The organism is Lewinella sp. IMCC34183, from assembly GCF_003390915.1.
Lineage (GTDB): Bacteria > Bacteroidota > Bacteroidia > Chitinophagales > Saprospiraceae > Neolewinella.
In genome coordinates this window covers 322,508-347,163 of record NZ_QMEM01000003.1, presented here as the reverse complement: position 1 = coordinate 347,163, position 24,656 = coordinate 322,508, and the positions used below count along the sequence as shown (strand labels likewise).

21 protein-coding genes are annotated in these 24,656 nt (G+C 62.0%); 9 read left to right on the top strand and 12 right to left on the bottom strand.

Annotated features, from left to right (window positions below; all coding sequences use genetic code 11):
- Positions 1 to 59: 59 nt before the first annotated feature.
- Positions 60 to 3,296 carry a S41 family peptidase gene (locus DQG19_RS08985; RefSeq protein ID WP_232826468.1) on the bottom strand — a complete coding sequence of 1,079 codons (3,237 nt, stop codon included), beginning with the start codon at positions 3,294 to 3,296 and terminating at the stop codon, positions 60 to 62.
- Positions 3,297 to 3,442: 146 nt separating this feature from the next.
- On the opposite strand from DQG19_RS08985, the gene DQG19_RS08980 reads away from it, so the two are divergent.
- The gene (locus tag DQG19_RS08980; RefSeq protein ID WP_116125920.1) at positions 3,443 to 3,952 is read left to right on the top strand and encodes a peptidylprolyl isomerase; all 510 of its coding nucleotides are present in this window, start codon (positions 3,443 to 3,445) and stop codon (positions 3,950 to 3,952) included.
- 486 nt (positions 3,953 to 4,438) lie between these two features.
- Here DQG19_RS08980 and DQG19_RS08975 read toward each other — a convergent pair whose 3' ends face one another.
- Together DQG19_RS08975 and DQG19_RS08970 are read right to left on the bottom strand one after the other, a co-directional pair.
- On the bottom strand, positions 4,439 to 4,810 hold the full coding sequence (locus DQG19_RS08975) for a GxxExxY protein (RefSeq protein ID WP_116125919.1): 372 nt from the start codon (positions 4,808 to 4,810) through the stop codon (positions 4,439 to 4,441).
- 495 nt (positions 4,811 to 5,305) lie between these two features.
- Positions 5,306 to 6,688, bottom strand: a complete 1,383-nt coding sequence (locus DQG19_RS08970) for a dipeptidase (RefSeq protein WP_116125918.1) — start codon at positions 6,686 to 6,688, stop codon at positions 5,306 to 5,308.
- 154 nt (positions 6,689 to 6,842) lie between these two features.
- Between DQG19_RS08970 and DQG19_RS08965 the strand changes: the two genes are divergently transcribed.
- A complete protein-coding gene (locus DQG19_RS08965; RefSeq protein ID WP_116125917.1) occupies positions 6,843 to 7,133 on the top strand; it encodes a PLD nuclease N-terminal domain-containing protein in 291 nt (96 codons plus the stop codon).
- 3 nt (positions 7,134 to 7,136) lie between these two features.
- Here DQG19_RS08965 and cdaA read toward each other — a convergent pair whose 3' ends face one another.
- Both cdaA and DQG19_RS08955 read right to left on the bottom strand, forming a co-directional pair.
- Complete coding sequence (gene cdaA / locus DQG19_RS08960) at positions 7,137 to 7,934, bottom strand: diadenylate cyclase CdaA (protein WP_232826467.1); 798 nt, start codon at positions 7,932 to 7,934, stop codon at positions 7,137 to 7,139.
- 8 nt (positions 7,935 to 7,942) lie between these two features.
- Entirely contained in the window at positions 7,943 to 8,560 is a 618-nt protein-coding gene (locus DQG19_RS08955; protein ID WP_116125916.1) for an OmpH family outer membrane protein, read from the bottom strand.
- Positions 8,561 to 8,644: 84 nt separating this feature from the next.
- On the opposite strand from DQG19_RS08955, the gene DQG19_RS08950 reads away from it, so the two are divergent.
- Complete coding sequence (locus tag DQG19_RS08950; protein WP_116125915.1) at positions 8,645 to 9,625, top strand: EamA family transporter; 981 nt, start codon at positions 8,645 to 8,647, stop codon at positions 9,623 to 9,625.
- 239 nt (positions 9,626 to 9,864) lie between these two features.
- Here DQG19_RS08950 and nspC read toward each other — a convergent pair whose 3' ends face one another.
- Genes nspC through DQG19_RS08935 form a run of 3 tightly spaced genes read right to left on the bottom strand, consistent with a single transcriptional unit; the run spans position 9,865 to position 13,170 of the window.
- A complete protein-coding gene (gene nspC / locus DQG19_RS08945; RefSeq protein ID WP_116125914.1) occupies positions 9,865 to 10,992 on the bottom strand; it encodes a carboxynorspermidine decarboxylase in 1,128 nt (375 codons plus the stop codon).
- A 20-nt stretch (positions 10,993 to 11,012) separates the two neighbouring features.
- Positions 11,013 to 12,797 carry a hypothetical protein gene (locus tag DQG19_RS08940; protein ID WP_116125913.1) on the bottom strand — a complete coding sequence of 595 codons (1,785 nt, stop codon included), beginning with the start codon at positions 12,795 to 12,797 and terminating at the stop codon, positions 11,013 to 11,015.
- Positions 12,798 to 12,822: 25 nt separating this feature from the next.
- Positions 12,823 to 13,170 (bottom strand): 4Fe-4S dicluster domain-containing protein, encoded by a 348-nt coding sequence (locus DQG19_RS08935; protein ID WP_116125912.1) that lies wholly within the window; start codon positions 13,168 to 13,170, stop codon positions 12,823 to 12,825.
- A gap of 252 nt (positions 13,171 to 13,422) precedes the next feature.
- Between DQG19_RS08935 and DQG19_RS08930 the strand changes: the two genes are divergently transcribed.
- Both DQG19_RS08930 and DQG19_RS08925 read left to right on the top strand, forming a co-directional pair.
- Positions 13,423 to 13,962 carry a TraR/DksA family transcriptional regulator gene (locus tag DQG19_RS08930; protein WP_116125911.1) on the top strand — a complete coding sequence of 180 codons (540 nt, stop codon included), beginning with the start codon at positions 13,423 to 13,425 and terminating at the stop codon, positions 13,960 to 13,962.
- A gap of 4 nt (positions 13,963 to 13,966) precedes the next feature.
- Positions 13,967 to 14,479 carry a gamma carbonic anhydrase family protein gene (locus DQG19_RS08925; protein WP_116125910.1) on the top strand — a complete coding sequence of 171 codons (513 nt, stop codon included), beginning with the start codon at positions 13,967 to 13,969 and terminating at the stop codon, positions 14,477 to 14,479.
- 18 nt (positions 14,480 to 14,497) lie between these two features.
- Here the strand turns inward: DQG19_RS08925 and DQG19_RS08920 are convergent, their stop codons facing one another.
- Positions 14,498 to 15,145 (bottom strand): 4'-phosphopantetheinyl transferase family protein, encoded by a 648-nt coding sequence (locus DQG19_RS08920; protein WP_116125909.1) that lies wholly within the window; start codon positions 15,143 to 15,145, stop codon positions 14,498 to 14,500.
- A 215-nt stretch (positions 15,146 to 15,360) separates the two neighbouring features.
- On the opposite strand from DQG19_RS08920, the gene DQG19_RS08915 reads away from it, so the two are divergent.
- On the top strand, positions 15,361 to 16,251 hold the full coding sequence (locus tag DQG19_RS08915) for a WD40 repeat domain-containing protein (protein WP_116126084.1): 891 nt from the start codon (positions 15,361 to 15,363) through the stop codon (positions 16,249 to 16,251).
- A gap of 179 nt (positions 16,252 to 16,430) precedes the next feature.
- Here DQG19_RS08915 and gcvP read toward each other — a convergent pair whose 3' ends face one another.
- The gene (gcvP, locus tag DQG19_RS08910; RefSeq protein ID WP_116125908.1) at positions 16,431 to 19,322 is read right to left on the bottom strand and encodes an aminomethyl-transferring glycine dehydrogenase; all 2,892 of its coding nucleotides are present in this window, start codon (positions 19,320 to 19,322) and stop codon (positions 16,431 to 16,433) included.
- A gap of 185 nt (positions 19,323 to 19,507) precedes the next feature.
- Here gcvP and DQG19_RS08905 point away from each other — a divergent pair, with 185 nt between their 5' ends.
- From DQG19_RS08905 to DQG19_RS08895, 3 genes are all read left to right on the top strand, one after another.
- Complete coding sequence (locus DQG19_RS08905) at positions 19,508 to 19,954, top strand: hypothetical protein (RefSeq protein ID WP_116125907.1); 447 nt, start codon at positions 19,508 to 19,510, stop codon at positions 19,952 to 19,954.
- A 123-nt stretch (positions 19,955 to 20,077) separates the two neighbouring features.
- On the top strand, positions 20,078 to 20,923 hold the full coding sequence (locus DQG19_RS08900) for a rhamnogalacturonan acetylesterase (RefSeq protein ID WP_116125906.1): 846 nt from the start codon (positions 20,078 to 20,080) through the stop codon (positions 20,921 to 20,923).
- A 52-nt stretch (positions 20,924 to 20,975) separates the two neighbouring features.
- Complete coding sequence (locus tag DQG19_RS08895) at positions 20,976 to 21,914, top strand: SDR family oxidoreductase (protein ID WP_116125905.1); 939 nt, start codon at positions 20,976 to 20,978, stop codon at positions 21,912 to 21,914.
- 12 nt (positions 21,915 to 21,926) lie between these two features.
- Here DQG19_RS08895 and DQG19_RS08890 read toward each other — a convergent pair whose 3' ends face one another.
- Together DQG19_RS08890 and epsC are read right to left on the bottom strand one after the other, a co-directional pair.
- Complete coding sequence (locus DQG19_RS08890; protein WP_116125904.1) at positions 21,927 to 23,351, bottom strand: DEAD/DEAH box helicase; 1,425 nt, start codon at positions 23,349 to 23,351, stop codon at positions 21,927 to 21,929.
- Between the two features lie 91 nt (positions 23,352 to 23,442).
- On the bottom strand, positions 23,443 to 24,234 hold the full coding sequence (epsC, locus tag DQG19_RS08885; protein WP_116125903.1) for a serine O-acetyltransferase EpsC: 792 nt from the start codon (positions 24,232 to 24,234) through the stop codon (positions 23,443 to 23,445).
- Positions 24,235 to 24,656: the final 422 nt, after the last annotated feature.

Sequence of the window (24,656 nt, the reverse complement as noted above, 5' to 3'; positions counted from 1 at the left end):
CGCGGGCCCAAATGCCGAAGCGCAACGCCTCCCCGGCATCGCAGGCTTTTCAAACTTCCCTAAAACCGGGCACTTCCCCGCTTCTCAAACGCAGGCTGTTCCCGCTGCGGCACCGGATTCTCCTTCAGCAACCGCATCACCTCCTCGATAGCGCGCTCCAGCTGGGGGTCCTGACCGGCCATTACCTTGGCGGGGGCCTGCTCCACTTCGATATCGGGGGCGACGCCCTCGTTCTCGACGCGGTAGCCGTCCTCATCCCAGAAGGCCACGTTGGGCGCCGTGACGGATCCGCCGTCGATGAACTCCGGGTAGCCGAGTACGCCGACCAGGCCGCCCCAGGTCCGCCGGCCGATGATGGGGCCGAGATCGTTCTGCCGCCACAGGTAGGGGAAGAGGTCTCCGCCGGAGCCGGCGGTCTCGTCGATGAGGAGCACCTTCGGTCCCTGAATGGAAGCGACGGGGGCGTGCTGGATCTCGCCGTAGCGGTACGTCCAGCTGTTCTGGTAGGGGCGCATGAGCAGCTCGATGTAATAGTCGGCGATCTGCCCGCCGCCGTTGAAGCGCTCGTCTACGATGATCGCCTCCTTGTCTACCTGCGGGAAGAAGTAGCGCTTGAAGTAAGTGAAGCCGCCGCCGCCGGTATTGGGTACGTAGACGTAGGCCACGCGGCCGTTGGTCGCTTCGTTCACCTTCTGCAGGTTGCCCTCTACCCAGTCGCGGTTGCGGAGGGAGTACTCCTGCTGGATCGGGGTGACCGTCACGGTCCGCGAGTTGCTGCCGTCGGCGTTCGGGCCAACGGTGAGGTCGACGTTGCGGCCGGCCGTGCGCTCGAAGAGGCGGTAGAGGTTGTCCTCAGCGGTGAGCTCCTGCCCGTCGACGGCGAGCAGGTAGTCGCCTTCCTCGACGTTCACGCCCGGTTCCATGAGCGGGGCGGAGAGGTCCTGGTTCCAGTTGAGGCCGCCGTAGATCTTGGCGAAACGGTACCGACCGTTGGCCGTTTCGTAGTCGGCTCCGAGCAGGCCGCCGGGTATGGATTCCCGGTCGGTCAGGGGCGTGCCGGTACTGCCGAAGCGGTGGTGGCCCACGCCGAGCTCACTGCCCATCCAGGTCATGACGCGGTAGAGCTGATCGCTGGTCTTTACGTCGGCTAGAAAGGGTTCGTACTTGGCCTTCATGGCGGCCCAGTCTACTCCGTGCATATTCGGGTCGTAGAAGTAGTCGCGGTTCACGCGCCACATCTCGTCAAAGATATTCTTCCACTCCTCCTGCGGATCGATACGCACGCTCAGGTTGTAGCTACCCGCGGGTTTCAGGTCTTCCGCCTTGGGGTCCTGCAGGCTGGTGATGCCGTAGCGGTTGCCCTGCATGACCAGCAGCTTATCCCCCTTCGCGGTCACCTCGTAGCCGCTGGCGTCCATCAGTTTCTTGCTCTCGCGGTCTTCCAGGGAAAAGCGGTGCAGGCTCGTGCCCTGGTCGGTGGCGCTGAGGTAGAGCAGCACGCCCTCCGCCGGGCTGGCGAGGTAGCGATAGTTGCCGTTCGGGATGGGCAGGTGTACCACGCGGTCGGCCAGGCCCTCGAAGTCGATGGTGATGGCGGCGGCTTCTTCCGTGTCGTCATCTTCCTCGTCCTCATCGCTTTCTTCCTCCGCGGCCGCGATCTCTTCCTGGTCGTTGCGCCGCTTGAGGGGATCGACCACGTCGCGCTGCAGCGTCATCAGGTAGAGGTCGGTGGTGGCGCGCATGTCGTTGCTCGACTGCTGGAACCAGTTGACGACCGGGCCCGCATCGGTCGACACCACCAGGTAGAGGTACTTGCCCGACGGGTCGAAGGTGGGATCGGTGACGTTGGCCAGTCCGTCGGTGACGGGGCGGGATTCTCCGCTTTCCACGTCGTAGACGTAGGCGCGGTCGAAGTTGGTACCCGTGGTCTTGGTGTAGGCCAGGTAGCGGCCGGCGGGCGACCAGTCGCCGAAGAGGTCCCGGTAGGCCCCCGGCGCGTAGTTCGTGTCCTGGTCGACCCGGGTGACGGTACCCGAGGCCACGTTCAGCACGTATAGGTTGCGGCCATTGTCCACGAAGGCCAGCTTGTCGCTGTCCGGCGACCAGTGGGGGTAGGCGTAGAAACCGGTACCGTTTAGCTTTATCTCACGCACTTCGTTTTCGGCGACGGAGCGCAGGTGCAGGGCGTACTCCCCGGAGGCGTCGCTGAAGTAGGCTACCGTCCGACCGTCCGGCGACCAGGCCGGGTAGCTTTCGTGGACGCCGGGCGTTTGGGTCAGGTTGTCCACGTCGCCTTTCTCGTAGGGGGCCGTCAGGATGTCGCCCCGGTAGTCGAAGACCATGCGGGTGCCGGAGGGGGAGGGGGCCACCGACCGGATGTGCTCGGCCCCGGATACGTAGCGGGGGCGCACGTCCAGTACGTCGGCGTTGACCGTCACATTCAGGCGGCTTACTCCACCGCTACCGGGGTCGAACACGTGCAGGTAGCCGGCCTGCTCGAAAACGATGCCGCCGTCACCGGCCTGCAAGCCCAGTACCGGGAAGTCGGCGAATTCGGTGAGCGCCGTGACCGACTCGTCTGCCGGGTCATACACGTATAGGTTGTACTCCCCGTCGCGGTCGCTGCGGAAGTAGACCTTGCCGTCGTGCCACTGCGGGTGGCCGTCGTTGCTGCCGCCGGTGGGCTTGGGGATCTCCACGACCGAATTGTCGTCGGGGTTGAAGATCCAGATCCGGGTAGCGGTGCCCCCGCGGTAGCCCTTCCACATGGTGGAGGCGTCGTAAAGGGGGACGTAGGCGATGCGGCTGCCGTCGGCATTGTAGTCGGCTTCGAAAGCAGTAGGTATGCCGAGCGGATCTACCTGTCCGCCTTCCAGACCGATCGTGAACAGCTGGCTGTACCGGTTGGTGAAGGTGTTGCGGCGGGAGGTGAAGAGCACGCGATCACCGTCGGGCGTGAAGGCCTGTACTTCATCGTCGTAGGGGTGCCAGGTGAGCCGCTGGGGTACGCCGCCGGTTACCGGGACGGTATAGACATCCAGGTTACCGTCGTAGGTACCGTTGAAGGCGATGGTCCGTCCGTCCGGACTGAACACCGGGTGGTACTCGTCGCCTTCCCCGATGGTGAGACGGCGCACGTTGCTGCCGTCGCGGTCCGCTATCCACAGGTCGCCGGCGTAGGCGAAGGCCAGGTGATCGCGGCTGATCGCGGGGTCCGAAAGAAGCCGCGTCTGGGCGGTAAGGCAACAGGAGATGGCCAGGGCGAGCAGACCGAGAACATATTTCAAGAAGGACATAGTAGATATTTGCTGGAACAACAATGTAAGGACTTACCCACACACTTTCCCGGTTACGGGTTTACCCGGCACCCGCGCTTCGCCGCCGCGTTGAACTCTTGGATGGTTTGGTGTTTTGGTAGGAAAGCCTCACCAACCGCCGCCGTATGACCATTGACGACAACAGCATAGTAACCCTCACCTACGAGGTCCGCGACGGCGGTCCGTCGGGCACCCTGCTCGAGCGCATGGACGTCAACTACCCCTTCATCTTCATGTTCGGCACCGGCCGTATGCTGCCCGCCTGGGAACGGCGGCTGTTCGGGCTGAAGAGCGGGATGGGCTTCAGCTTTCAGCTCGGTCCTGACGATGCCTACGGCCACCGCGACGAGGCGCATATCCTGCAGGCCCCGATCCACATTTTTAAGAACGAGCGGGAGCAGATCGAGCCGGGATTGCTGGAAAAGGGGCAGTACATTACCCTGACCGACTCCAGCGGCAAGGACGTAAATGCCAAGGTCCTAGACTGGAACGACGAGTTAGTCTCGCTGGACGCGAATCATGCGCTGGCGGGCAAGACGCTCTTCTTCTCCGGCGCCGTGCTGAACGTGCGGGAGCCTACGGTGGATGAGCTGGTGCGTAAGCAGTATATCGATGAGGGTGGGGTGCGCCGGTAAGGTCTAATCCCTCCGGGTTGAGTGGTAGGGTGAGGAAGCTTCCGTTCCCTTGATTGGGCGTTTGCTTCGCAAACTGGATGGTTCTCACCGATTCGGAAGGATGTTTCTTGGGATTACCTGATGTGTGTGGAGCATAGGCGTTTGCTTCGCAAACTGAAAGTTTCTCACAGATTTACGCGGATAGTCCACAGATTTTCACAGACTATCCTTGGAATTACCTGATGTGTGTGGAGTATAGGCGTTTGCTTCGCAAACCGGATGTTTCTCACAGATTTGCGTGGATAGTCCACAGATTTTCACAGACTATCCTTGGGATTACCTGATGTGTGGGGAGTATAGGCGTTTGCTTCGCAAACCGGATGGTTCTCACCGATTTGGAAGGATGTTTCTTGGCCTTACCCGAGACACCTGGAGACATAGGAGTTTGCTTCGCAAACTGGAAGTTTCTCACAGATTTACGCGGATAGTCCACAGATTTTCACGGATTTATCTGCGGAAGCGCTTGATGCCCTCCCTTAGGTTAGTGGTGTTGAAGTTGATGAGCAGGCCCACCGGCAGCTGGGCCGTGCGTAGGTAGGTCAGTACCTGCGCCTGGTGCAGCGGCCGGAGTGACTCGACCGACTTTATTTCCACGACCACCTTCTCCTCTACCAGCAAATCCATCCGGTAAGCGACCGGCATGATCAGGCCGTTGTAGACGACCGGTACCTCCACCTGGGTTTTGGCCTTCAACCCTTCCTCACGGCATTCATGCAGTAAGCACGTCTCGTAAACACTTTCCAGAAGGCCGGGACCCAACGCGGCGTGTACCTTGTAGGAGGCTCCGATAATGGCGTAGGTGATGTCGTTCAATTCCATGCGGCAAAATTCCTTTGCCGCAGTCTACCATACGTGGACTGGCGTTAAATGATCGGTCTTTTAACCGGCACCCTCCCGGATCGCGCAGCGATCCGAATCCGGACAACCCAAAGAAAATCTGCGGTATTCTGTGGACTATCCGTGCGAATCTGTGTGAAACCCCGGAGCGCGCAGCGCGACAAAAGCCTTTCCCATCCGACACGCCGACACCTCCCATCCAATTACCGGATAAAGCATCTCTGCACTCCCGCGTCACGCACATATTCCCAATCTGCGGTAATCTGTGGACTATCCGTGCGAATCTGTGTGAAACCCCGGAGCGCGCAGCGCGACAAAAACCTTTCCCGTCCGACACGCCGACACCTCCTATCCAATTACCGGATAAAGCATCTCTGCACTCCCGCGTCACGCACATATTCCCAATCTGCGGTAATCTGTAGACTATCCGTGCGAATCTGTATGAAACCCCGGAGCGCGCAGCGCGACAAACCCTCCCTACTTCCGACCAGCATAGGCCTTAAAAAACTCCGGTACCGTCTCGATTCCCTTATAGAAATTCCACAGCCCGAAGTGCTCATTCGGTGAATGCAGCCCATCCGTATCAAAGCCGAAGCCCATCAGAATGGTATCCACGCCCAGCACGTCCTTGAACTGCCGCACGATGGGGATCGAGCCCCCCTCGTACATCGGCACCGGCTCCTTGCCGAAGGCCTCCTTCACGGCATCGGCCGCGGCACGGTATTCGGGCGTATCGGTGGGGGTGACGTAGGGCTGCCCGCCGTGGTGAGGCTTCACTTCTACCTTCACGCTGTCCGGCGCGATGGATGTGAAGTGGTCGGTGAAGAGCTTCGTGATCTTTTTATAATCCTGATTGGAGACCAGCCGCATGCTGATCTTGGCGTTGGCTACGGCCGGAATCACGGTCTTGGAGCCCTCGCCCGTAAAGCCGCCCCAGATGCCGTTCACGTCCAGAGTAGGCAGGATGCCGGTGCGCTCGTAGGTGGTATATCCCTTTTCTCCTTCCAATCCGAAGACGCCCGGGCTGTCCATGTACTCCTGCGCGTCGAAGGGAGCGTCGCGCATCAGCTGCCGGTCCCGCTCGCTCGGGAACTCCACGTCGTCGTAGAAGCCGGGGATGGTGATGTGCTTATCGTCGTCCTTCAGGCTCGCGATCATCTCGCAGAGCACGTTGATGGGGTTGGCCACCGCGCCACCGAAGAGGCCGGAGTGCATATCGGCCCGCGCGCTGCGCACCTTCACGTCGAGGTAAGTCAGTCCCCGCAGGCCCACCGTGATGCTGGGGGCATCCTTGCTCAGCATGCTGGTATCCGAGATGAGGATGACGTCCGAGGAAAGCATCTCCTTGTACTCCGAGATGAAGGGCACCAGGTTGGGGCTGCCGATCTCTTCCTCGCCCTCGATCATGAACTTGACGTTACACGGCAGGCTGTCGGTCTGGATCATCGTCTCCACGGCCTTGACGTGGATGAACATCTGCCCCTTGTCGTCGGTGGCGCCGCGGGCGAAGATGGCCCCCTCCGGGTGGTGGGCGGTCTTCTTGACGGTCGGCTCGAAGGGGGGCGTGTCCCACTCGTCGAGCGGGTCGGCGGGTTGCACGTCGTAGTGGCCGTAGATCAGTACGGTCGGAAGGCTTTCGTCCAGGATCTTCTCCGCGTACACGATGGGGTGGCCGTCGGTGGGGTAGAGTTCCGCCTTGTCGAGGCCGGCGCGTACCAGGTACTCCTGCACCTGCACGGCGCAGCGGTGGGTATCCTGGTCGTGTTCCGTGGCGGTGCTGATGCTAGGGATACGGATCAGGCGCTTGAGCTCTTCCAGGAAGCGGTCGCGGTTCTCGTCGATGTACTGTCGGGTCGTCATGGTTGATTCTTTAGTTCCCTAACGCGGCAGCGGCGGGGAGGTTAGGGCAGCGGGGCGCGGGTGCAATGATACGGTACGCCGGGGGGGGGGGCCGTGGGTTTCGGGGCGAACATCCTCAGCGTACCCGATGCTTTAGCTAGAAACCCGTTTCACTATGAATATCCGCAAGTTTCTGCCCCTCACCCTGCTCCTCGGCCTGTCCATCCTGCTCACCGCCTGTGGCGAAGACGTCAGCGGCGGCGAGGTGATCGCCGGCGGCATCGGCATCTACGTTATCGGTAGTATCCTGGCCTTCCTCCTGGTCGTGTGGGCGGTGGTCGACCTGCTGAAGAAACCCTATCCGATGGAGAAGAAGATCATCTGGGGCATCGTGATCCTCGTGATCCCCTTCCTGGGTGCCGTTCTCTACTTCGTCCTCGGGCGCAACAAGCAGTCGGTCGTCTAGCCCTTACAGGTACATGTCGAGGAGCTCGGTAAGCCGCTCCTCCGAGATACCCCGTTCCAGCACGCCCCCGTAAGCGAAGGAGATCTTCCCCGTCTCCTCGGAAATGATGAAGCAGGCCACGTCGATTTTTTCCGTCACGCCCACCGCCGCCCGGTGGCGCAGGCCGACGGCGGCCGGCAGCTCGCTGCTCTCCGACACCGGCAGGATGGCACTGGCCTTCACGATCCGCCGCTCAGAGACGAGTACCGCGCCGTCGTGCAGGGGGCTCTCCTTGTGGAAGATACTGACCAGCAGGCCGTAGCTGATGTCGGCGTGGAGTTCCGTACCGCCCGTGATCACGGTACTGGGGTCGGCCTCCTGGGTGCATACGATGAGCGCGCCGGTACGTTGCCGGGCCATGCGCAGGAAGGCGCGCCGTACGGCGGCCGTTTGGGGAGCGTGCTCCCGGTCGAACTCCTCCCGGCCGAGCAGACGGTTCCAGAAGCTGTCCCGCTGCTTGATCGTCCCGCTGCCGAGCAGCAGCAGGAAGCGGCGTACCTCGGGCTGGAAAATGATGATGAGGCTGATGAAGCCGACCTGGATAAACTGGTTGAGGATGTTGCTGAGCAGGTCCATGCCCAGCGCGGTGAAGGCCTGGTAGCTGAAGAACAGCGCTACGATGCCTACGAAGATATTGAGGGCGATGCTGCCCCGCAGCAGCCGGTACAGCCAATAGATCAGGTACCCGACGATCAATACGTCGAATACATCCCAGATGTCGACCTCCAGGAATCCGATATTAAAGGCCAGGGGCAGGAGCATGCCGTAAGTTACTGCAAGCTGTCGGGGGCCGTCTCGTTAAGCCGCTGCAGTACGAGCGGGGTGATGTCGTACGCGTCGTTGGTAATGAGCACGGCCGAGTTCTGCCCCTGGTTCAGGATGAAGTCGTATCCGTTTTCGGCCTGCAATTCTTCCAGGACCGACTTTACCCGCTCCGAGAAGCGTTGCTGGATCTCGAGCTGGTCCTGCTGGATGCTGTTCAGCGCCATATCGCGCTGCTGCATGATCTCCTGCTCCTTGCGGGCGATGCGTTGCTGCTCCGACTGTACCTTGTTCGGGGCCAAGAGTCCCTGCTGCATCTGGTTTTGCAATTTACCCACCTCGGTTTCTAGCGCTTTTACGCGGGCGGCGTGGTTGTCCTGGGCCTTCAGGAAGTTGTCCTCCAGCCGGCTGAGCTCGTCCGCGACCACCGTATAGCCGGCCTGCAGGCTGTCCACTTTGATGAAGACGATGCTCAATCCCGAACCTTCGCGCGCCGGGGCGGAAGTGGCCCCCGCGGGGGTGGCGGTGTTGGTTTCGGAGGCAGTTGCCGGCTGGTCGCAGCCGAAAAAGGTGAGGGCGCACGAAACTAAAGCAGCGTACAGAAGTATTTTAGCGGCGTCGATCATCGATCAAGGATTGGTTGGGGAGGTGGTGCACGGTAGCGCGCATTGCCTCAGGTTGTTTTGTCCCGCAAAAGTACGCTAATTGGAATGGGAAAAGATCGACTCCTAATTATCGTGGCGTTTTCCATCACCTACTTCGTGTGGGGCGCGACCTACCTGGCCAACTACTGGGCGATCGACTCCATCCCCGTTTTCGGGATGGGGGGCACCCGCTTTCTGTGCGCCGGCGGGCTCATGTACATCTATACCCTGCTCCGCGGCGACCGTACCGTACCCCGCCTCAAGTATGCGGCCAACTCGGCCCTGGTCGGACTGCTGCTGCTCGGCGTGGGGACCGGCGCCGTGGTGTGGTCCCAGCAGTTCGTGCCCACCAGCACCACCTCCCTCATCATCGCCTTCGAGCCCCTAGTGGTCATGCTGATGATGTGGGGCGCCCTGGACAGCCGGCCGTCCAACAAGGCCTTTTTCGGCGCCTTCGTCAGTATTTGCGGCATGGGACTGCTGATCACCCAGCCGCTCGCCATTGGCGGTCCGGACGCCTACAAGGGGCTCATCGGGATCACCTTCGGCATGGTGTGCTGGGGGGCGGGTATGCTGCTGCGGCAACGACTGGACCTCGGACCGAACCGTGTGCGGGCCACCGCCATGCAGATGCTGGCCGCCGGTACCGCCCTGCTGCTGTTCAGCTTCTCCCTCAACGAGTGGGCCGGCTGGACACTGGAGGAGGTGACCACCCGCTCGGCCTACGCCTGGGTATTCCTCGTGGTATTCGGGTCGATTATCGCCTTCTCTGCCTTCAATTACCTGCTCGGCGAGGTTACCGCCGACAAGGTGGCCACCACCAATTACGTCAATCCGGTGGTCGCCGTACTGCTGGGCGGACTGCTCAACGGCGAGACGATTACCGGGCAGTCGCTGCTCGCCGGTAGCGTCCTGCTGGCGGGCGTCTACTTCATCAATTCGGCGGAGGCACCGCCCGCCGTGACGGAGGAGACGCCGGTGCACTCGGTCGGAGACATCGGGGAGGCTGCTACCCCACCGGAGGGGATAAAACCGGCTGATGGGTAATCCACGGGTAAGTCAGTCACGGGTTCGCCGGTCGGCTAGTGGCCGGTCGACTAGTCGACCGGCCACTAGCCGACCGGCGAATAACCGTACGTACCAGTTGGCAGGATTTAACCTACAGTTAACATTGCGCCCTCGAGTTTTTACCCCGGATCACCTAGTTCCTCGGGCAGCGAGACGATTTCACTAGCGTACAATTCCCGGAAAAGCATTTTGCTCAGGACTGGCTGCGGTGAGCCGCCTTACCCCATCCGCGACGCGTAATCCGCGTACTCAAAGCTGCGTTGGCTGACGATCTCCCCGTCCCCGTCCACCACCACGATATCCGGATGGGGCACCCCGTTGAACATCGTTGATTTCACGGTGGTGTAGTGCGCCATGTCCTCGAACACCAGCGTGTCGCCCACCCGCGCCGGCTGGGTGAAGTAGTATTCGGCCAGGTAGTCGCCCGCCAGACAACTCATGCCCCCCAGGCGGTAGGCGTAGGGGTAGCCGTCTTGCTCCTCCGCGCTGGCCCCGCGGACCACGGGCCGGTACGGCATCTCCAGGGTGTCGGGCATGTGGCAGGTGAAGCTGACGTCGAGCATTAGCGTGGCCGAGCCGTAGTTGTTGACGATGTCGAGTACGGTGCAGGTGAGGTAGCCGGTCTGCCAGACGTGCGCGCTGCCGGGCTCCAGGATGACCTCGAGGTGGGGGTAGCGCTCCCGCAGCTTGCGCAGGCTTTCGATCAGCAGATCCGTATCGTAGCCTTCCCGGGTCATCAGGTGGCCGCCGCCCAGGTTAAGCCACTTCACCTGTTCCAGATAGTGCCCGAACTGGACCTTCGTGCGCTCGATCAGCGTGGAGGTGGCCGCCGCGTCGCTTTCGCAGAGCGTATGCACGTGCAGACCCGCAAGCCCCTTGGGTGGTCTGGTAGGGAGGTTAGGCAGCGTTTCTCCGAGGCGGCCGTGGGGATTGGAGGGGTTATAGAGGTCGGTTTCCACCGGACTGTATTCCGGGTTGACGCGCAGGCCCACGCTGGTCCCCAGCGCTTCCCACTCCTTGCGGTAGCGTTCCAGCTCGGTCAGGGTATTGAAGGTGAGGTGCTCGGCCATGTCGGCCAGCTCGGTGAACTCGCCGGGGCGGTAGACGGGAGCGTAGACGTAGGGCTTGCGGCCAAAGTGCTCCTGGATGAGCTTCGACTCGTTCATGCTGCTGGCGGTGGCGCCGGGCAGGTACTCCGCGATCAGCGGGAAGGCCGGCCAGTAGGCGAAAGCCTTCAGCGCCAGGATGATCTTTACGCCGGAAGCGGAGGCCACATCGGCGATCGTTTCCAGGTTGCGGCGGAGCTTGTCTTCTTCGATGACGAATGCGGGGGAGGGTGGTGCCATGTCGCGAAGGTACGGGCTGCCTAGAAAGCCTCCCGTCGCCGCGTCACGTTCCAGCGGATGCCCAGGTTGATCAGGGTTGTTTCCAGGTCGAGGTTGGCGGCGTCGCTGTCCTTGCTCCGGGTGAAGTATTCTCCTTCGATCCACAGGTTGGGGCGTACTTCGTAGCCTGCCCGCAGCTGTAGAATCGTATTGGAATAGCGGACTCCCTGGCCGATCTCGTTGCCGTAGTCGGCGTTCCGCAGGTCGCTCGACTCGGTGGGGTCTTCGCCGTTTGCTCGCCCGAGGGCGGGATTACCTTCTCCCTGCTCGATCAGGTACAGCCGTCCGTCGAGGTGCAGACGCGGGAGGGGGCGGTAGTCGAAGCCGAGCAGGTTCTCGGTAAAGTTGGCCCCGAGCGGGTGCGCCAGCGGCATGGCGAAGTGGGTGTAGCTGGCCGTGCCGTCGTGGGAATACATATAGGGGCGTGCGACGTTCCGCTCCGCGACCAGGTCAAGCTGATCCAGGCCGAAGGCGTCCACGTGGCGCAGACCGATCTGGTAGGCCCATTTGTTGGCCCACCAGCCCCGCCGTTCGATGAATAGCTCGTTGAAGACAAACTCGTCGAGGATAAACTGACCGTACACCTGCGTCCGGTAGGGCAGTTTGTAGGCCGCCGAAACGCCGATAAGCACGTTGTCGGGGCTCCCTACGCTGCCCTCTACGGTACGGTAGAGGATGACCGGGTTCAGGTAGCTGAGCTCGAAGCCCTGCTCGCGACTGAAGATCACCGTTTCAAACAGGCCCACCGAGAGCCGTTTGCCCAGGTTGATGGACAACTCGTGGGCCGCCATCCATTTCTTGGGAAAGAGTTGGTTGCCGCCGGGCGGGTTGCCGGGGCCGGCGGTCAGCTCGGCGAACAGGTTCCGGTAGTGGAATTTCCAGATGCGCCAGTTGAGTTCCAGGAAGGGGTAGTTATTGCTGAAGTCACTGAGGAACAACGAGCGCTCGCCATATCCCAGAAAGTGCTGGCCGTAGCCGAGCCGTACCCCCACGTGGGGCGTGATGTCGGCCGAGAGGTAGCCGGCTCCGTTCAGGAAGTCGAATCCCCGCTCGATGCCCAGGGTGCTGAAGGTGTATTCGTCCTTGATCAGTCCCGCCCCGGGCAGGGAGTTGACCCTCCTGGCGTAGTTGCTGAGGTAGTTGGGTAGTCCCAGCTGGGTGTCCATGATCTCCAGATACAGGAAGAAACGGTCGTCAATCCCGGCCCGAAGCTTCACGCCGCGCTTGTTGTAGAAGTAGTCTTGGGTATTGTCCTGCAGTTTCCCGTAGCGGATATCGAGCAGGGGATTCACCCGCAGGTAGAAGTCCTTGCGGTTCTCCTGCAACAGGAAGGCCGGCGTTTCGTAGAAGGTGTTGAAAACGGGGCGCTTCGATTCCTGGTACGCCGGCAACTGCTCGGCCTCTACGGCGAAGTCCTCACCGATGAAGTAGGGCGCCCGGTCGGCGTCCTCGGTTAGCTCGAAGGTGGGCAGCGACAACCACTCGTTGTTGTCGTTGTAGAACTGCTGTACGCGATACCGGTCGACCGCGGAGAACTCGTCCCCGTGCAGCGCCTCGTAGGTCTTGACAAGCCGCACGAGGTCGCCCCGGCTGGCGGGGCGCTGGCTGAATTCGGAGGCCGGGGCGGTGAAGCCCTCATAGCCATAGCGGGTGTACAACCGCTGGATCAGGTCGTACCCCGGCTCGTTGAGCGGAAGGGGAGCACCCTGGGCGCAGAGGTAGGCACCCACAAACAGGAGGGGAAAAAACAGGATGGATCTAAGCACGGAGGCTCAAGGTAGCAATCCGGGTTTAGGCGTGCAAGGTTTGCTGACGGGCGGAAAGGACCGCCTCGCTTTCCTCCCGCTCGGGGTCGGGTACGCAGCAGTCGACCGGACATACGGCCGCGCACTGGGGCTCCTCGTGGAAGCCGACGCACTCGGTGCATTTGTCGGGTACGATGTAGTAAAACTCGTCGCTCACGGGCTCCTGATCTTCGTCCGGCTCTACGGTGGCACCGGTTTCGATCGTGTAGGGCTCGCTGATGTTGGTCCCGTCGGAAATGGTCCATTCGACGCCACCTTCGTAGATAGCGTTGTTGGGGCATTCCGGCTCGCAGGCTCCGCAGTTGATGCAGTCGTCGGTAATCATTATGGCCATGGGAACAGGTTTTGGGGGGCAAAAATAGGAAGAAAGGTGGTGCGGTCTCCGCTTAGTTAACCGATCAGCGGGCCGGGGGTTGGCCCGCTCCCGAATTGTCCGGCGGGCGGGGCGGGTGCCGGGTCCGGACCGGCAAATTTGCATTACCCGGCAAAAATTATAACATTGAACGTCTCGCGTACGTATTATGCCAGCGGCTGCGCGGACCAAGACCGCCAGCCCGACTACCTATACCTTACATCCACCCTTAGAATGGAACGATACAGCGATCAGGAACTCGAGGAGTTCAAAGTGATCATAAAGGATACCTACCAGCAAGCAAAGAAGGAGCTGCAAATGCTCCGCGAACAGGTCAGCGAATTCTCGGAAAATATTTCCGAAGGCTTCGGTGCGGACTATACCCAAGACAGCAGCTCCGTCAGCCAGCTGGAAATGCTCAACGAACAGGTGTTGCGGAAGCGCGACCAGGTCCAGGACCTGCAAAACGCCATGCTCCGCATCAAGAACAAGGTCTACGGAGTTTGCTCCGTTACCGGCAAGCTCATCGACCGCAAGCGCCTGGAGGCCGTACCCACGACCACCAAGAGCCTGGAGGGCATGAAGCTCCAGGCCAGCGGCGCGATGGACGTCACCGCCCAGGACCTGGCACGCATGGCCAACGAGCGCAAGGAGGGACCCAACAAGATTATCTCCAAAATCAAAAAGCCGCCACCGCCCAAGGCCAAACCGGTCACCAAGAAACGAAGCCGCCGCCGCAAGGCACAGGAGGAGGACGAGGACGACTTGATCTGACATCATGGCGCTCATCCTTTCCGTCCGCGGCCATACGCCTTCCTTCGGCGACAACTGCTTTCTCGCCGAAAACGCCACCGTGGTGGGGGAGGTGACCACGGGCAGCGACTGCAGCATCTGGTTTACCGCCGTGGTGCGCGGCGACGTGAACCGGATCACCCTGGGCGACCGCGTCAACGTACAGGACGGGGCCTGCATTCACTGTACCTACCAGCGTGCCGCCACCACCATCGGTAACGACGTAAGCATCGGCCACCGGGCCATCGTACACGGCTGCACGGTCCACGACAGCGTGCTCATCGGTATGGGGGCTATCGTCATGGACGACGCGGTGGTAGAAAGCAACGTAATCATCGGCGCCGGGGCCGTCGTGCCGGCCGGCATGCGTTGCCTGGCCAACTCGGTCTACGCCGGTATTCCGGCCCGCAAGATCAAGGACCTGGACCCCGACCAGCGCCGGGATACCATAGAGCGCATAGCGTCCGCCTACCTCACCTACGCCGGCTGGTTCGAGTAGTCCCCGGCGCCGGTAGCCTTACGCATCGACGACCGCGCCGACCAGTACGAAAGTCTCATAGATCCGGTAGACCAGCGAAAAATCGAGGCGGCAGTCCGCCGTTTCGAGGGTCGCCCGTCCGGACGTGGAGGTAGGCGAGAAAGGTTCTCCCAGGTCTATGCGGAGGTGCTCCCGGAAGTCAAGCTGCCGCCGGCCGTAGGCCTTGTACAACGCTTCCTTGGCCGACCAGATGAGGTGCAGCTGCACGAGCTGGTGCTCGGGACTGAGCTGCCGACTTTCTTCCGTACCCAGAAATCGCGGTGCGATACGGGTAATGCGGGGCACTATGCGCTGCACGTCAATCCCGCAGCTCCGCGGATGGGCAAGGGCGGCGGAATAGCCGACCGTATGACTGATGGAAACAAAAAAATGGGAATCGGCCAGGTGGGGCTTGCCGTCGGCGTCCTTGATCAGCTCGCCCCGCTGGCGGCGCCCGCTCATTCGGTGGAGGAGCAGACGCGCGGCCAGGTATTCGCGCCGGCGCTCTTCGCCGCGGATGGCCGCCAACTGTTCTTGCTCGCTGGGGTAGAGGTGTAAGTGGGAGGACAGACCGGACTCTGTCTCGTCAATACGCCACAGGCCCCACTCACCGGGCGGGGCAAAGGATTCTTGGAAAAGTAGGGGCAAGCGGGATGGCTATAGACGAACCGCGTTGATTCGCGTGTCGATGTAATACATTACGCAAATTACGGTGGCCGCCGCAAAAGTGAATGCCACAATATATTGAAGTGTGGTCGCCAATTGGGGCAACACGAAGCCAATCGTCCAGCAAAGTATTATGAGGAATATATACTTCATACAATCCTAAAACCCTGACCCATAACAATTTGTTCGCGTCACCCATGTTAACCCGCAAAAGTCAGCGCTCCGGTCACCGGGCATCCATTTACGACCTGGCCGCCGCCCCGGACGGCTTCTTTTCCGCCGCCGCGGACGGATACCTGGTGCACTGGCACCGCGACGACGTCGACTTCGGGCGGGTGGTCGCCAGCGTCGACGGGGGTAAATTCCTTTCCCTGACGACCATACCCGCCGGGCTAGTCGCCGGTGCGCTCGACGGGGGCGTACACTGGCTGTACCCCGATGCGCCCGACCGCAACCGGCACGTCGCCCACCACGGGCGGGGTACCTTCTCGCTGCTTACCGTAGGCGACAGCGTCTTTAGCGCCGGGGGTGATGGCGTACTCACCCGCTGGGATATCCCGACGGCCCGGACCCGTGAGAGCCTTCCGCTATCCGCCCATTCGCTCCGGCGCGTGGCCCAAGATCCCACCTTCGATCGATTGGCGGTCGGGGACAGTGCCGGCTACGTTCACCTTCTGAACCGCTCCGGGCTTTCCCTGCTCGACACCGCACCCGCGCACCCGCCCTCGGCCTTTGCCGTTGCGTTTGGTCCCGACGGGCAACAACTGTACACCGGCGGCCGGGATGCGGGCATCAAACGCTGGAACGTAGCGGACGGTAAGTTACAGCTGGAGCAGGAAGTGACCGCCCATTTGATGACGGTCAACGACCTGGCCGTCCACCCCTCCGGAAAGTACCTCGCCTCCGCGAGCCGCGACAAAACTGTTAAGCTCTGGCGCGCCGATACCCTCGAATTACTTAAAGTGATAGAGGTAGTGCGCGACAAGGGCCACGTCAACTCCGTCAACACCCTTCTTTGGCTGGACGACACCACCCTGATAACGGCCGGAGACGATCGGCGGATCCTGGAGTGGAGCTGGAAAGGGTAGGGAGTTGGCGTATTGCTGCGTTGGTGCGTCACTGCGTTGGTGCGTTGCCGGCATGCACTTGCCCCTCGCTGCGCTCGGGTGGGTGCATATCAGGCCGCACAAACCCGAGCGCAGCGAGGGGCTGTGGTAAGCCAGTAACGCAGCAATTCACCAACGCAAAAACCCACCAAACCACCAACTTAAACGTACTCCTCAATCGGCGGGCAGGTACACACGAAATTCCGGTCGCCGTAGCCATCGTCCACGCGGGCTACGCTGGGCCAGAACTTGAAGCCCTTTTGCAGGTAGGGGAGGGGGTAGGCGGCCTGGGCGCGGGAGTAGGCGTGTACCCACTCGTCGGCGGTGAGCTCGGCCACGGTGTGGGGCGCGTTGGCGAGTACGTTGTCCTGGGGGTCCGCATCGCCGCGGGCGATGGCGTCGGCTTCCTCGCGGATGGCGAGCAGGGCGTCGCAGAAGCGGTCGAGCTCGTCCTGGCTCTCGCTTTCGGTGGGCTCGATCATAACGGTACCGGCCACGGGCCAGCTCAGAGTGGGAGCGTGGAAGCCGTAGTCGATCAGGCGCTTGGCCAGGTCACCGGCGCTCATCACCGACTTGAAGGGGCGCAGGTCGAGGATGAGCTCGTGGGCGGCGCGGCCGTTCTCACCGGTGTAGAGCACGTCATAGCTATCCTGCAGGCGTGCCTTGATGTAGTTGGCGTTGAGGATGGCAAACTCGCTCGCCTGCCGCAGCCCGTCCTTGCCGAGCATCTTGATGTAGGCGTAGCTGATCAGCAGGATGCTGGCGCTGCCCCAGGGCGCGGAAGCGACGGCCGAGGTAGCCTTCTGGCCGCCGGTCTTCTGCAGCGGGTGACCGGGCAGGAAGGGGGCCAGCTTCTCGTTGCAGCAGATCGGTCCCATGCCGGGTCCGCCGCCGCCGTGGGGGATCGCGAAGGTCTTGTGCAGGTTAAGGTGGCAGACGTCGGCCCCGATACGTCCGGGGCTGGTCAGGCCTACCTGGGCGTTCATGTTGGCACCGTCCATGTAGACCAGTCCGCCGTGCTCGTGTACGAGGTCGCACATATCGACCACGCCGGTTTCGAAAACGCCGTAGGTGCTGGGATAGGTGATCATGAGGGCGGCGAGGGCATCGCTGTGCTGCTCCGCCTTGGCGCGCAGGTCGTCCATGTCCACGTTACCCGCAGCGTCGCTCTTCACGACCACGACCCGCATGCCCGCCATCACGGCACTGGCCGGGTTGGTACCGTGGGCGCTCTCGGGGATGAGGGCTACGTCGCGCGTGGTGTCGCCCCGGTGCTGGTGGTAGGCACGGATGACCATCAGGCCGGCGTACTCTCCGCTCGCGCCGCTGTTGGGCTGTAAACTGCAGGCACTGAAGCCGGTAATTTCGGCCAGGTCGTGCTCCAGCTCCCGGAAGAGCTCGGTGTAGCCCTGGGCCTGCTCGATCGGCACGAAGGGGTGTAGTTCGGCGAATTCGGCCCAGCTGACGGGGATCAGCTCGGTGGCGGCGTTGAGCTTCATGGTGCAGGAGCCGAGGGGGATCATACTGTGCATGAGGCTCAGGTCCTTGTTTTCGAGGCGCTTCAGGTAGCGCATCATTTCCGTTTCCGTGCGGTAGGTACGAAAGTTGGGGTGGGTAAGAAACGCACTTTCGCGGCGGAGCGCGGGTGCAATGCGGGTCTCGATACCGCTGACCCCGCCGTCGGCTTCCAGGTCGGCGCCCCGGTAGGAGAGCGGTGCCTCGAAGATGCGGCAAACGGCCTGCAGGTCGGTGGTGGCTACCGTCTCGTCGAAGCTGATGCGGATGCCGCCCGTGGCGGGGTAGAAGAAGTTGTAGCCTTCCGTCTCGGCCCGCTGCCGGATCTGGGCGGCCTTCTCGGGGGCCACCTCGATCTGGAGGGTATCGAAGAAGTCCGGAGAGGAAAGCGAATAGCCGGCTTCCCGGAGCGTGTCGGCCAGGATAACGGCGAAGTGGTGGGTGCGCTTCGCGATGGCCGTCAGCCCTTCGGCACCGTGGTAGCAGGCGTACATAGCGGCCATATTGGCCAGCAGGGCCTGGGCGGTGCAGATGTTGGAGGTCGCCTTTTCGCGGCGGATGTGCTGCTCGCGGGTCTGTAGGGCCATGCGCAGGGCGAAGTTGCCGTGGCGGTCCTGGCTGACGCCGATGATGCGGCCCGGGATCTGCCGCTTGAAGGCGTCCTGGGTAGCGAAGTAGGCGGCGTGCGGCCCGCCGAAGCCCATGGGTACGCCGAAGCGCTGGGTGTTGCCCACGACGGCGTCGGCGCCCCACTCGCCGGGGGGGACGAGCAGCGTCAGGGCCAGGAGGTCGGCGGCTACGGTGACGGTGATGTCGTTCTCCCGGGCACGGGCGGTCAGGTCGCGGTAGTCCTCCACGCGGCCGTCGGCACCGGGGTACTGCAGCAGGATGCCGAATACGCGTTCCTTGTCGAGGTCGAAGCTATGGGCGTCGGCTACCCGCACTTCTATGTCGAGGGGGGCGGCGCGCGTCTCGAGCACGGCGATGGTCTGGGGGAGGACCTGATCGGAGACGAGGAACACATTGGCGGGGTCCTGCTTCGCGCGCTTGTTGCGGTGGCCGTAGAACATGGTCATGGCCTCCGCCGCGGCGGTACCCTCGTCCAGCAGGCTGGCGTTGGCGATGGGCAGACCGGCCAGGTCGCTGACCATCGTCTGGAAATTGAGGAGCGACTCCAGGCGGCCCTGGGCAATCTCGGCCTGGTAGGGGGTGTACTGGGTGTACCAGCCGGGGTTGCAGAAAACGTTGCGGAGAACGACGCTGGGCGTGATGGTCCCGTAGTAGCCCATGCCGATAAAGCTGCGGTACACCTTATTGCGGCTGGCGATACCCTTCAGGTGCTGCAGGTAGTAGTACTCGCTGACGGCGGAGTCCACGGCCAGCGGCTCACGGCTGCGGATTTTCTCGGGGACCGTCTGGTCGATGAGCTCCTCCAGGGAGTCCACGCCGATGGTGGCGAGCATGGATGCGGTCTCCTCGGACGAGGGGCCGATATGGCGGTCACGAAATTGGTCAAAGCGGGGGGTCAGGGCCTGCATGGGCGGGGGCTTGGTTGGGGGGTGGCAAAGGTAAGGATCGGCCGGCCGCTTTGGTTGCACACGGACCCCGACAATAATATTCTGCGGTACGCCAACGGCCGACCGTGTTTCGCACGTCTTACCGTCAGCCCCGAAGGATTTCCGGTGACTCCTTTGTTATCACAATACCCGAAAATCACTTCATCATGGTTAGGTTTTACACTTCCCTACTGCTGCTCCTCATCCTTGCCTCCTGCGCGCCGGACACCGATCCCGCGCTCGCCCCGTCGGGCATCGTTGGAGCGTGGCGGTGGACCGGCACCTACGGCGGAATCACCGGGAATCTGGCCGTCACCCCCGCCAGCACCGGAGCGAATATTTTCCTGGAGCTGCGCGACGACAGCCGCTACGAAATATTCCGGAACGATACCAGCGCGCAAACGGGTACCTACGCCCTTTCGCTTAAGCGATCGATCTACGATCACGAGGACCACACCTTCATCACCTTTTCCCCCGCGGACGACGAAGGGGAAAGCGGCGTCGGGCCGATCTACGGTGCCGGGAACGGAATCATCGGCGTCAATGCATCCGGTGAATTGACCATCGACGACAATAATTACGACGGGGTAGGCAGCGTATTCGTGCGCCGCTGAGTCCCGGGGGGAGCAATTTTTCACTTTAGCGTAGCGAAGGATCACCCGGCGTTTGCCGGGCGCAGACCCGCTCCTACCTTTAGGGACAGCGGCCGGTAGCCGGCCCCATAAGCCGTCGTCATCATGCTCCCTGATCTTTTCTCCTTCCGTACGTTGCCGGGGGTGCCGTACTTCCGCCGCGCTAGCTGCCTGCCGGCCTTGCTCTTGCTGCTCTCCGTTGCACCGGCCGCGCCGCCGCCGAAGGTGGTTACGCTGTACCTGATCGGCGACTCGATCATGGCCGACTACGCCGACAACTACGATCCGGGCGAGGATTATATGGAAACCCGGTATCCGGTCACCGGTTGGGGACAGGTATTTCAGGAGCAGTTCGCGGGTGCCGATCTTTCGGCCTTCGACGGCGTGTTTCAGGCGGACAGCGTCTACGTCGACGACCGCGCCCGGGGTGGGCGGAGCACGCGTACTTTCTTCCAGGAGGGCCGCTGGCGCGCAGTGTACGAGACCCTTCAGCCCGGTGACGTGGTGCTCATGTCGTTCGGGCACAACGATGCCGCGGAGAGCAAGCCCGAGCGCTACGTGGACATCGAGGGCTACCAGGAGTTTCTGCGGCTGTACGTCAGCCAGTCCCGGGAAAAGGGAGCTACGCCGGTTATCCTGACGCCGGTGGCCCGCAACTATCCCTGGAAGGCCGGCCGCCTGGAGAACGTCCACGGCGAATACCCCGCCGCCGCCATGGCCGTAGCGGAGGAAACCGGGACCGCCCTCATCGACCTGAATCAACTGACGATGGATGCCTTCAGCAAAAGGGGGCGGGAGTACGTCACCGCTAATTACTTCATGAACCTGCCGGCCGGCAAGTATCCGGCCTACCCGGACGGGCAGAGCGACAATACCCACTTCCAGCCGGAAGGAGCGCGCGTGGTGGCCAGGCTGGTGTTCGAAGCCCTGCAAAGGGTGGAGGTCCGGTAGTCCGCCTACGAACAAGCGCAGCGGTGCGCCACATCTAGGGGAAACCCTACCCATGAAGAGCGAAGTAACCACCGTAGACGAACTACTCGAAACCCTTACCCCGCCGGGCGCGCGGGACGTACCCGCCGGACGCATCCGCAACGTGATCATCACCGGCGGAGATACCGGTATCGGTCGCTATACGGCCCTGCTGCTGGCCAAGGACGGCTGCGATATCGCCCTGACCTACGCACACCATCGCGAGGATGCTGAACTTACCGCGGAGGCCATCCGCCGGCTCGGGCGACGCGCCTTTATCCAGCACATGGACCTCGAAAACCCCGCCACCGCCGCCCCGGCGGTCGATGCAATGGTACGGGAGCTAGGCAGCCTGGATATTTTCGTCAGCAATGCCGGCGAGATGGATATGAAGGTTTTTCCTGAGCTCGAGCTCGGTGACCTGGAAAAGCTGTTCCGCATCAACACCTTCGGCGCGGTGCTCGCCATGCAGCGGGGTGTCCGCTATATGCTGGGACTTGACGCCGAGAACGAGGAAAGCAAGTTCGAGGAGATCGCCGCGATGGCGCGCAAGGTGCTGACCGGAAAGGTAACCTCCCCCCGCAGCACGCCGGGCCGGCTGATCGTGGTCACGAGCGTACACGAGCACATCGCCAGTCCGGTCGATACGGTCTACACCATGACGAAGCATGCCCTGGGCGGATTCATCAAGTGCGCCGCCTTCGCGCTGGCCGGCACCAATGTAACGGTCAATGGTGTACGCCCGGGCGAGATCACTACGCCGATGAACGATGCGCACCCCGAGGATGCCCTGGACATGGACCGCCCCCACATTCCCTCCAAGCGTCCCGGGCACCCCGCCGAGATCGCCAGTATGATCCGGTATCTCGCCGGGGACGATACGGCCTTCATCAACGGCGTAAGCTACGACGTGGACGGTGGAATGAGTATCGGTGGCCCCATGGCTAGCGCCGGGTACCGTAAGGTGGTCTGAACGCTGTAGGCGCTAGTCCTTGCGCGGCGGCCGCCGCCGCCCGAACTTGCGCTTGGAGGTGCCGCCAGACTTGCTCTCGCCGCCGTCGGCGGAAGGGGTGTTGCCATCGCCCGTTCCCCCCTTGCGGTCGCGATTGCTGTTGCGGCGTCCGCCGCCGCCACCACTGCGTCCACGGCCCCGGCCGCCGCCGCCACCTTTTTTACCGCCACGTCCGCGTCCGCGTCCGCCGCGATCGTCGTCGCCCCCTCCCTGTCCGGGCAGGGCGTCAGCCAGTTCGTCGGGCAGCGGAATGCGACGGACCTTCATTTCCACCAGTTCCTCGATGCGCTTGAAGCGTTGCCGGTCTTCTTTGCTGACCAGGGTGATGGCTTCCCCCTCGGCGGAGGCACGGGCCGTACGTCCGATGCGGTGTACGTAGTCCTCGGCATCACCGGGTACGTCGAAATTGATAACCAAGTCGATACCGTCGATGTGAATGCCGCGGCTCAGGACGTCGGTGGCGATAACGATGGGCAATTTGCCGGAGCGGAAGTCCGACAGCCGGTCTTCCCGCTCCTGCTGCTCCAAGTCGGACGACACGCTCTCCGCCTTATGTCCCTTGCGCTGCAGGCGACGCGTCAGGTCACGGACCGTCTTTTTGCGACCGCAGAAGATGAGGATGCGCTCCAGGTCTTTCTTGTCCTTGAGGATGTGCTCGATCAGGCTGATCTTGGCCCAGTCGGCCACGTCGAAGGCTTTCTGATCGATCTTTTCGGCGGGTTTCGAAATGGCGATACTGATCTCGACCGGGTTCTTGAGGATCTCCTTGGAGAACTTGCGGATCTTGCCCGGCATGGTCGCCGAGTAGAACAGGATCTGCAGCTTGTCCTTGGGCAACAGGTCGATGATCTTGATCATGTCGTTCACGAAGCCCATGTCGAGCATCCGGTCGGCCTCGTCGAGCACGAGGTGGCGCACGCCGCTCAGGTCGGCGTATCCGAGGTCGAGGTGGGCGATAAGGCGACCGGGGGTGGCTACCACGAGGGGCGCACCGGTCTTCAGGGCGTTCTTCTCCCGCTCCATGCTGTGGCCATCGCGGCCGCCGTAGATAGCGATGGAGGAAGCGGGGGTGTAGAAGCTGAACCCTTCCAGCTGCCGATCCACCTGCTGGGCCAGTTCGCGGGTGGGCTCCAGGATGATGGTATTGACCTTGGTGACCGGTTCGCGGGTGAGCTTGTCGAGGATGGGGAGGAGGAAGGCAGCGGTCTTGCCGGTGCCGGTCTGGGCGACGGCGAGAACGTCCCGGCCCTCGAGGGAGGGGGGTATCGCCTTGGCCTGGATGGGAGTGCACTTATCGAAGCCCATGTCGTCCAGGGCGTCGAGCAATTCGTCGACGAGATCGAGCTCGTCAAAGTATACCACTTCTTCTTCAGAGGCGGGAACGGGGGTAGTATCCATTATGACTTGTCTGGGCGCAAGCCAACGGTCTCCGGCCTACGCGATTATTGAGGTCGCGAAGGTAATGATTAATAACGGTTTAGTCGCCGGCTCAGGTGATCTCCGGCTCCCGGTAGTAGATCCGGCTGCCGGGAGGTACGCTTTTGACGATCCAGGTGTTGCCGCCGATGATGCTGCCTTCGCCGATGACGGTGTCGCCGCCGAGAATGGTGGCACCGGCGTAGATCACCACCCGGTCCTCGATGGTGGGGTGGCGCTTGGTGCGGGCCATCTCCTTCTTCACGCTCAGGGCGCCGAGGGTAACGCTCTGGTACATCTTCACGTCGTCTCCGATGATCACCGTTTCGCCGATCACGATGCCGGTGCCGTGATCGATGCAGAAGCGGCGCCCGATGCGCGCGCCCGGGTGTATTTCGATGCCCGTGCGGCCATGGGCGATCTCGGAGAGCATGCGGCCGAGGAGAAAGGCACCCAGCTGGTGAACGGCGTGGGCCAGCCGGTACACCGCCAGGGTGAAGAAGCCCGGATAGGTGGTAATCACTTCCGTGACGCTGATCGCCGCCGGATCGCCCGCCAGGATCGCGTGGGCGTCTTCCATGAGCCGCTCGCGAATATCGGGCAGGGCCGCCTCGAAAGCCGCCCGGATGCGGTCGGGACTGTCCGGTAGCCCTTCGCTCAGGGCATCGAGGATGGTGTACAGTTTGAGGTCGTTGGTCTGGTAGTGCAGACGGAAGGTGCGTTCGGAGTCGAAGCGCAGGGGGCTCAGTTCGGGAAAGAGAAACTGGAGCAAGCCGTCCAGCCATTCCTCAATAAGGAGGGGGGAGGGGAGTCTCCTGACGCGGTTATGGGCCCGGTAGAGTTCCTGGAAAAAGGCTTCGTCCATACGGACAAAGATAAGACAGCGGGCCGCGGGCCAAAAAAAAGGGCCGGCACGTGGCCGGCCCCCTAGAGGTCAAAAACGGTGAAAGGTTATTTCACCGGGTTGGATAATGTAAAACTACTGTGTTAGAAGCGACCGGTCAATCTGGAAAGCGCGATTTGTCAAGTGTTACTTTCGCTCCGGCCGACTCTGTTTGTGTTGTCTAATGTTCGAATAATAATTCGTCCATAGTGAATAAAAATACCTGTGTGTTCAATGTGTTTAGGAAAAAATCTGGTTCACAGTGTTTGGTGCTTACTCTACTTACACAATAAATCGTCTCTCAAAACCTAATTTCAATGTGTTCGCTAAGCTTGGTTGTTCAGTCTTCTTGGTTGTTCAAAGTCAAATGGTACAATGTCTCTCTCGTAAAATGCTGTTCAAAG

What these genes read in the sequence shown, in the direction of transcription:
- DQG19_RS08935 (WP_116125912.1), bottom strand. Translation starts at nt 13,170, where the DNA reads ATGGCCATAATGATTACCGACGACTGCATCAACTGCGGAGCCTGCGAG.
- DQG19_RS08905 (WP_116125907.1), top strand. Translation starts at nt 19,508, where the DNA reads ATGGTTAGGTTTTACACTTCCCTACTGCTGCTCCTCATCCTTGCCTCC.
- DQG19_RS08930 (WP_116125911.1), top strand. Translation starts at nt 13,423, where the DNA reads ATGGAACGATACAGCGATCAGGAACTCGAGGAGTTCAAAGTGATCATA.
- DQG19_RS08950 (WP_116125915.1), top strand. Translation starts at nt 8,645, where the DNA reads ATGGGAAAAGATCGACTCCTAATTATCGTGGCGTTTTCCATCACCTAC.
- DQG19_RS08955 (WP_116125916.1), bottom strand. Translation starts at nt 8,560, where the DNA reads ATGATCGACGCCGCTAAAATACTTCTGTACGCTGCTTTAGTTTCGTGC.
- DQG19_RS08915 (WP_116126084.1), top strand. Translation starts at nt 15,361, where the DNA reads ATGTTAACCCGCAAAAGTCAGCGCTCCGGTCACCGGGCATCCATTTAC.
- gcvP (WP_116125908.1), bottom strand. Translation starts at nt 19,322, where the DNA reads ATGCAGGCCCTGACCCCCCGCTTTGACCAATTTCGTGACCGCCATATC.
- DQG19_RS08890 (WP_116125904.1), bottom strand. Translation starts at nt 23,351, where the DNA reads ATGGATACTACCCCCGTTCCCGCCTCTGAAGAAGAAGTGGTATACTTT.
- DQG19_RS08925 (WP_116125910.1), top strand. Translation starts at nt 13,967, where the DNA reads ATGGCGCTCATCCTTTCCGTCCGCGGCCATACGCCTTCCTTCGGCGAC.
- DQG19_RS08900 (WP_116125906.1), top strand. Translation starts at nt 20,078, where the DNA reads ATGCTCCCTGATCTTTTCTCCTTCCGTACGTTGCCGGGGGTGCCGTAC.
- DQG19_RS08895 (WP_116125905.1), top strand. Translation starts at nt 20,976, where the DNA reads ATGAAGAGCGAAGTAACCACCGTAGACGAACTACTCGAAACCCTTACC.
- cdaA (WP_232826467.1), bottom strand. Translation starts at nt 7,934, where the DNA reads ATGCTCCTGCCCCTGGCCTTTAATATCGGATTCCTGGAGGTCGACATC.
- epsC (WP_116125903.1), bottom strand. Translation starts at nt 24,234, where the DNA reads ATGGACGAAGCCTTTTTCCAGGAACTCTACCGGGCCCATAACCGCGTC.
- nspC (WP_116125914.1), bottom strand. Translation starts at nt 10,992, where the DNA reads ATGGCACCACCCTCCCCCGCATTCGTCATCGAAGAAGACAAGCTCCGC.
- DQG19_RS08980 (WP_116125920.1), top strand. Translation starts at nt 3,443, where the DNA reads ATGACCATTGACGACAACAGCATAGTAACCCTCACCTACGAGGTCCGC.
- DQG19_RS08985 (WP_232826468.1), bottom strand. Translation starts at nt 3,296, where the DNA reads ATGTCCTTCTTGAAATATGTTCTCGGTCTGCTCGCCCTGGCCATCTCC.
- DQG19_RS08975 (WP_116125919.1), bottom strand. Translation starts at nt 4,810, where the DNA reads ATGGAATTGAACGACATCACCTACGCCATTATCGGAGCCTCCTACAAG.
- DQG19_RS08970 (WP_116125918.1), bottom strand. Translation starts at nt 6,688, where the DNA reads ATGACGACCCGACAGTACATCGACGAGAACCGCGACCGCTTCCTGGAA.
- DQG19_RS08965 (WP_116125917.1), top strand. Translation starts at nt 6,843, where the DNA reads ATGAATATCCGCAAGTTTCTGCCCCTCACCCTGCTCCTCGGCCTGTCC.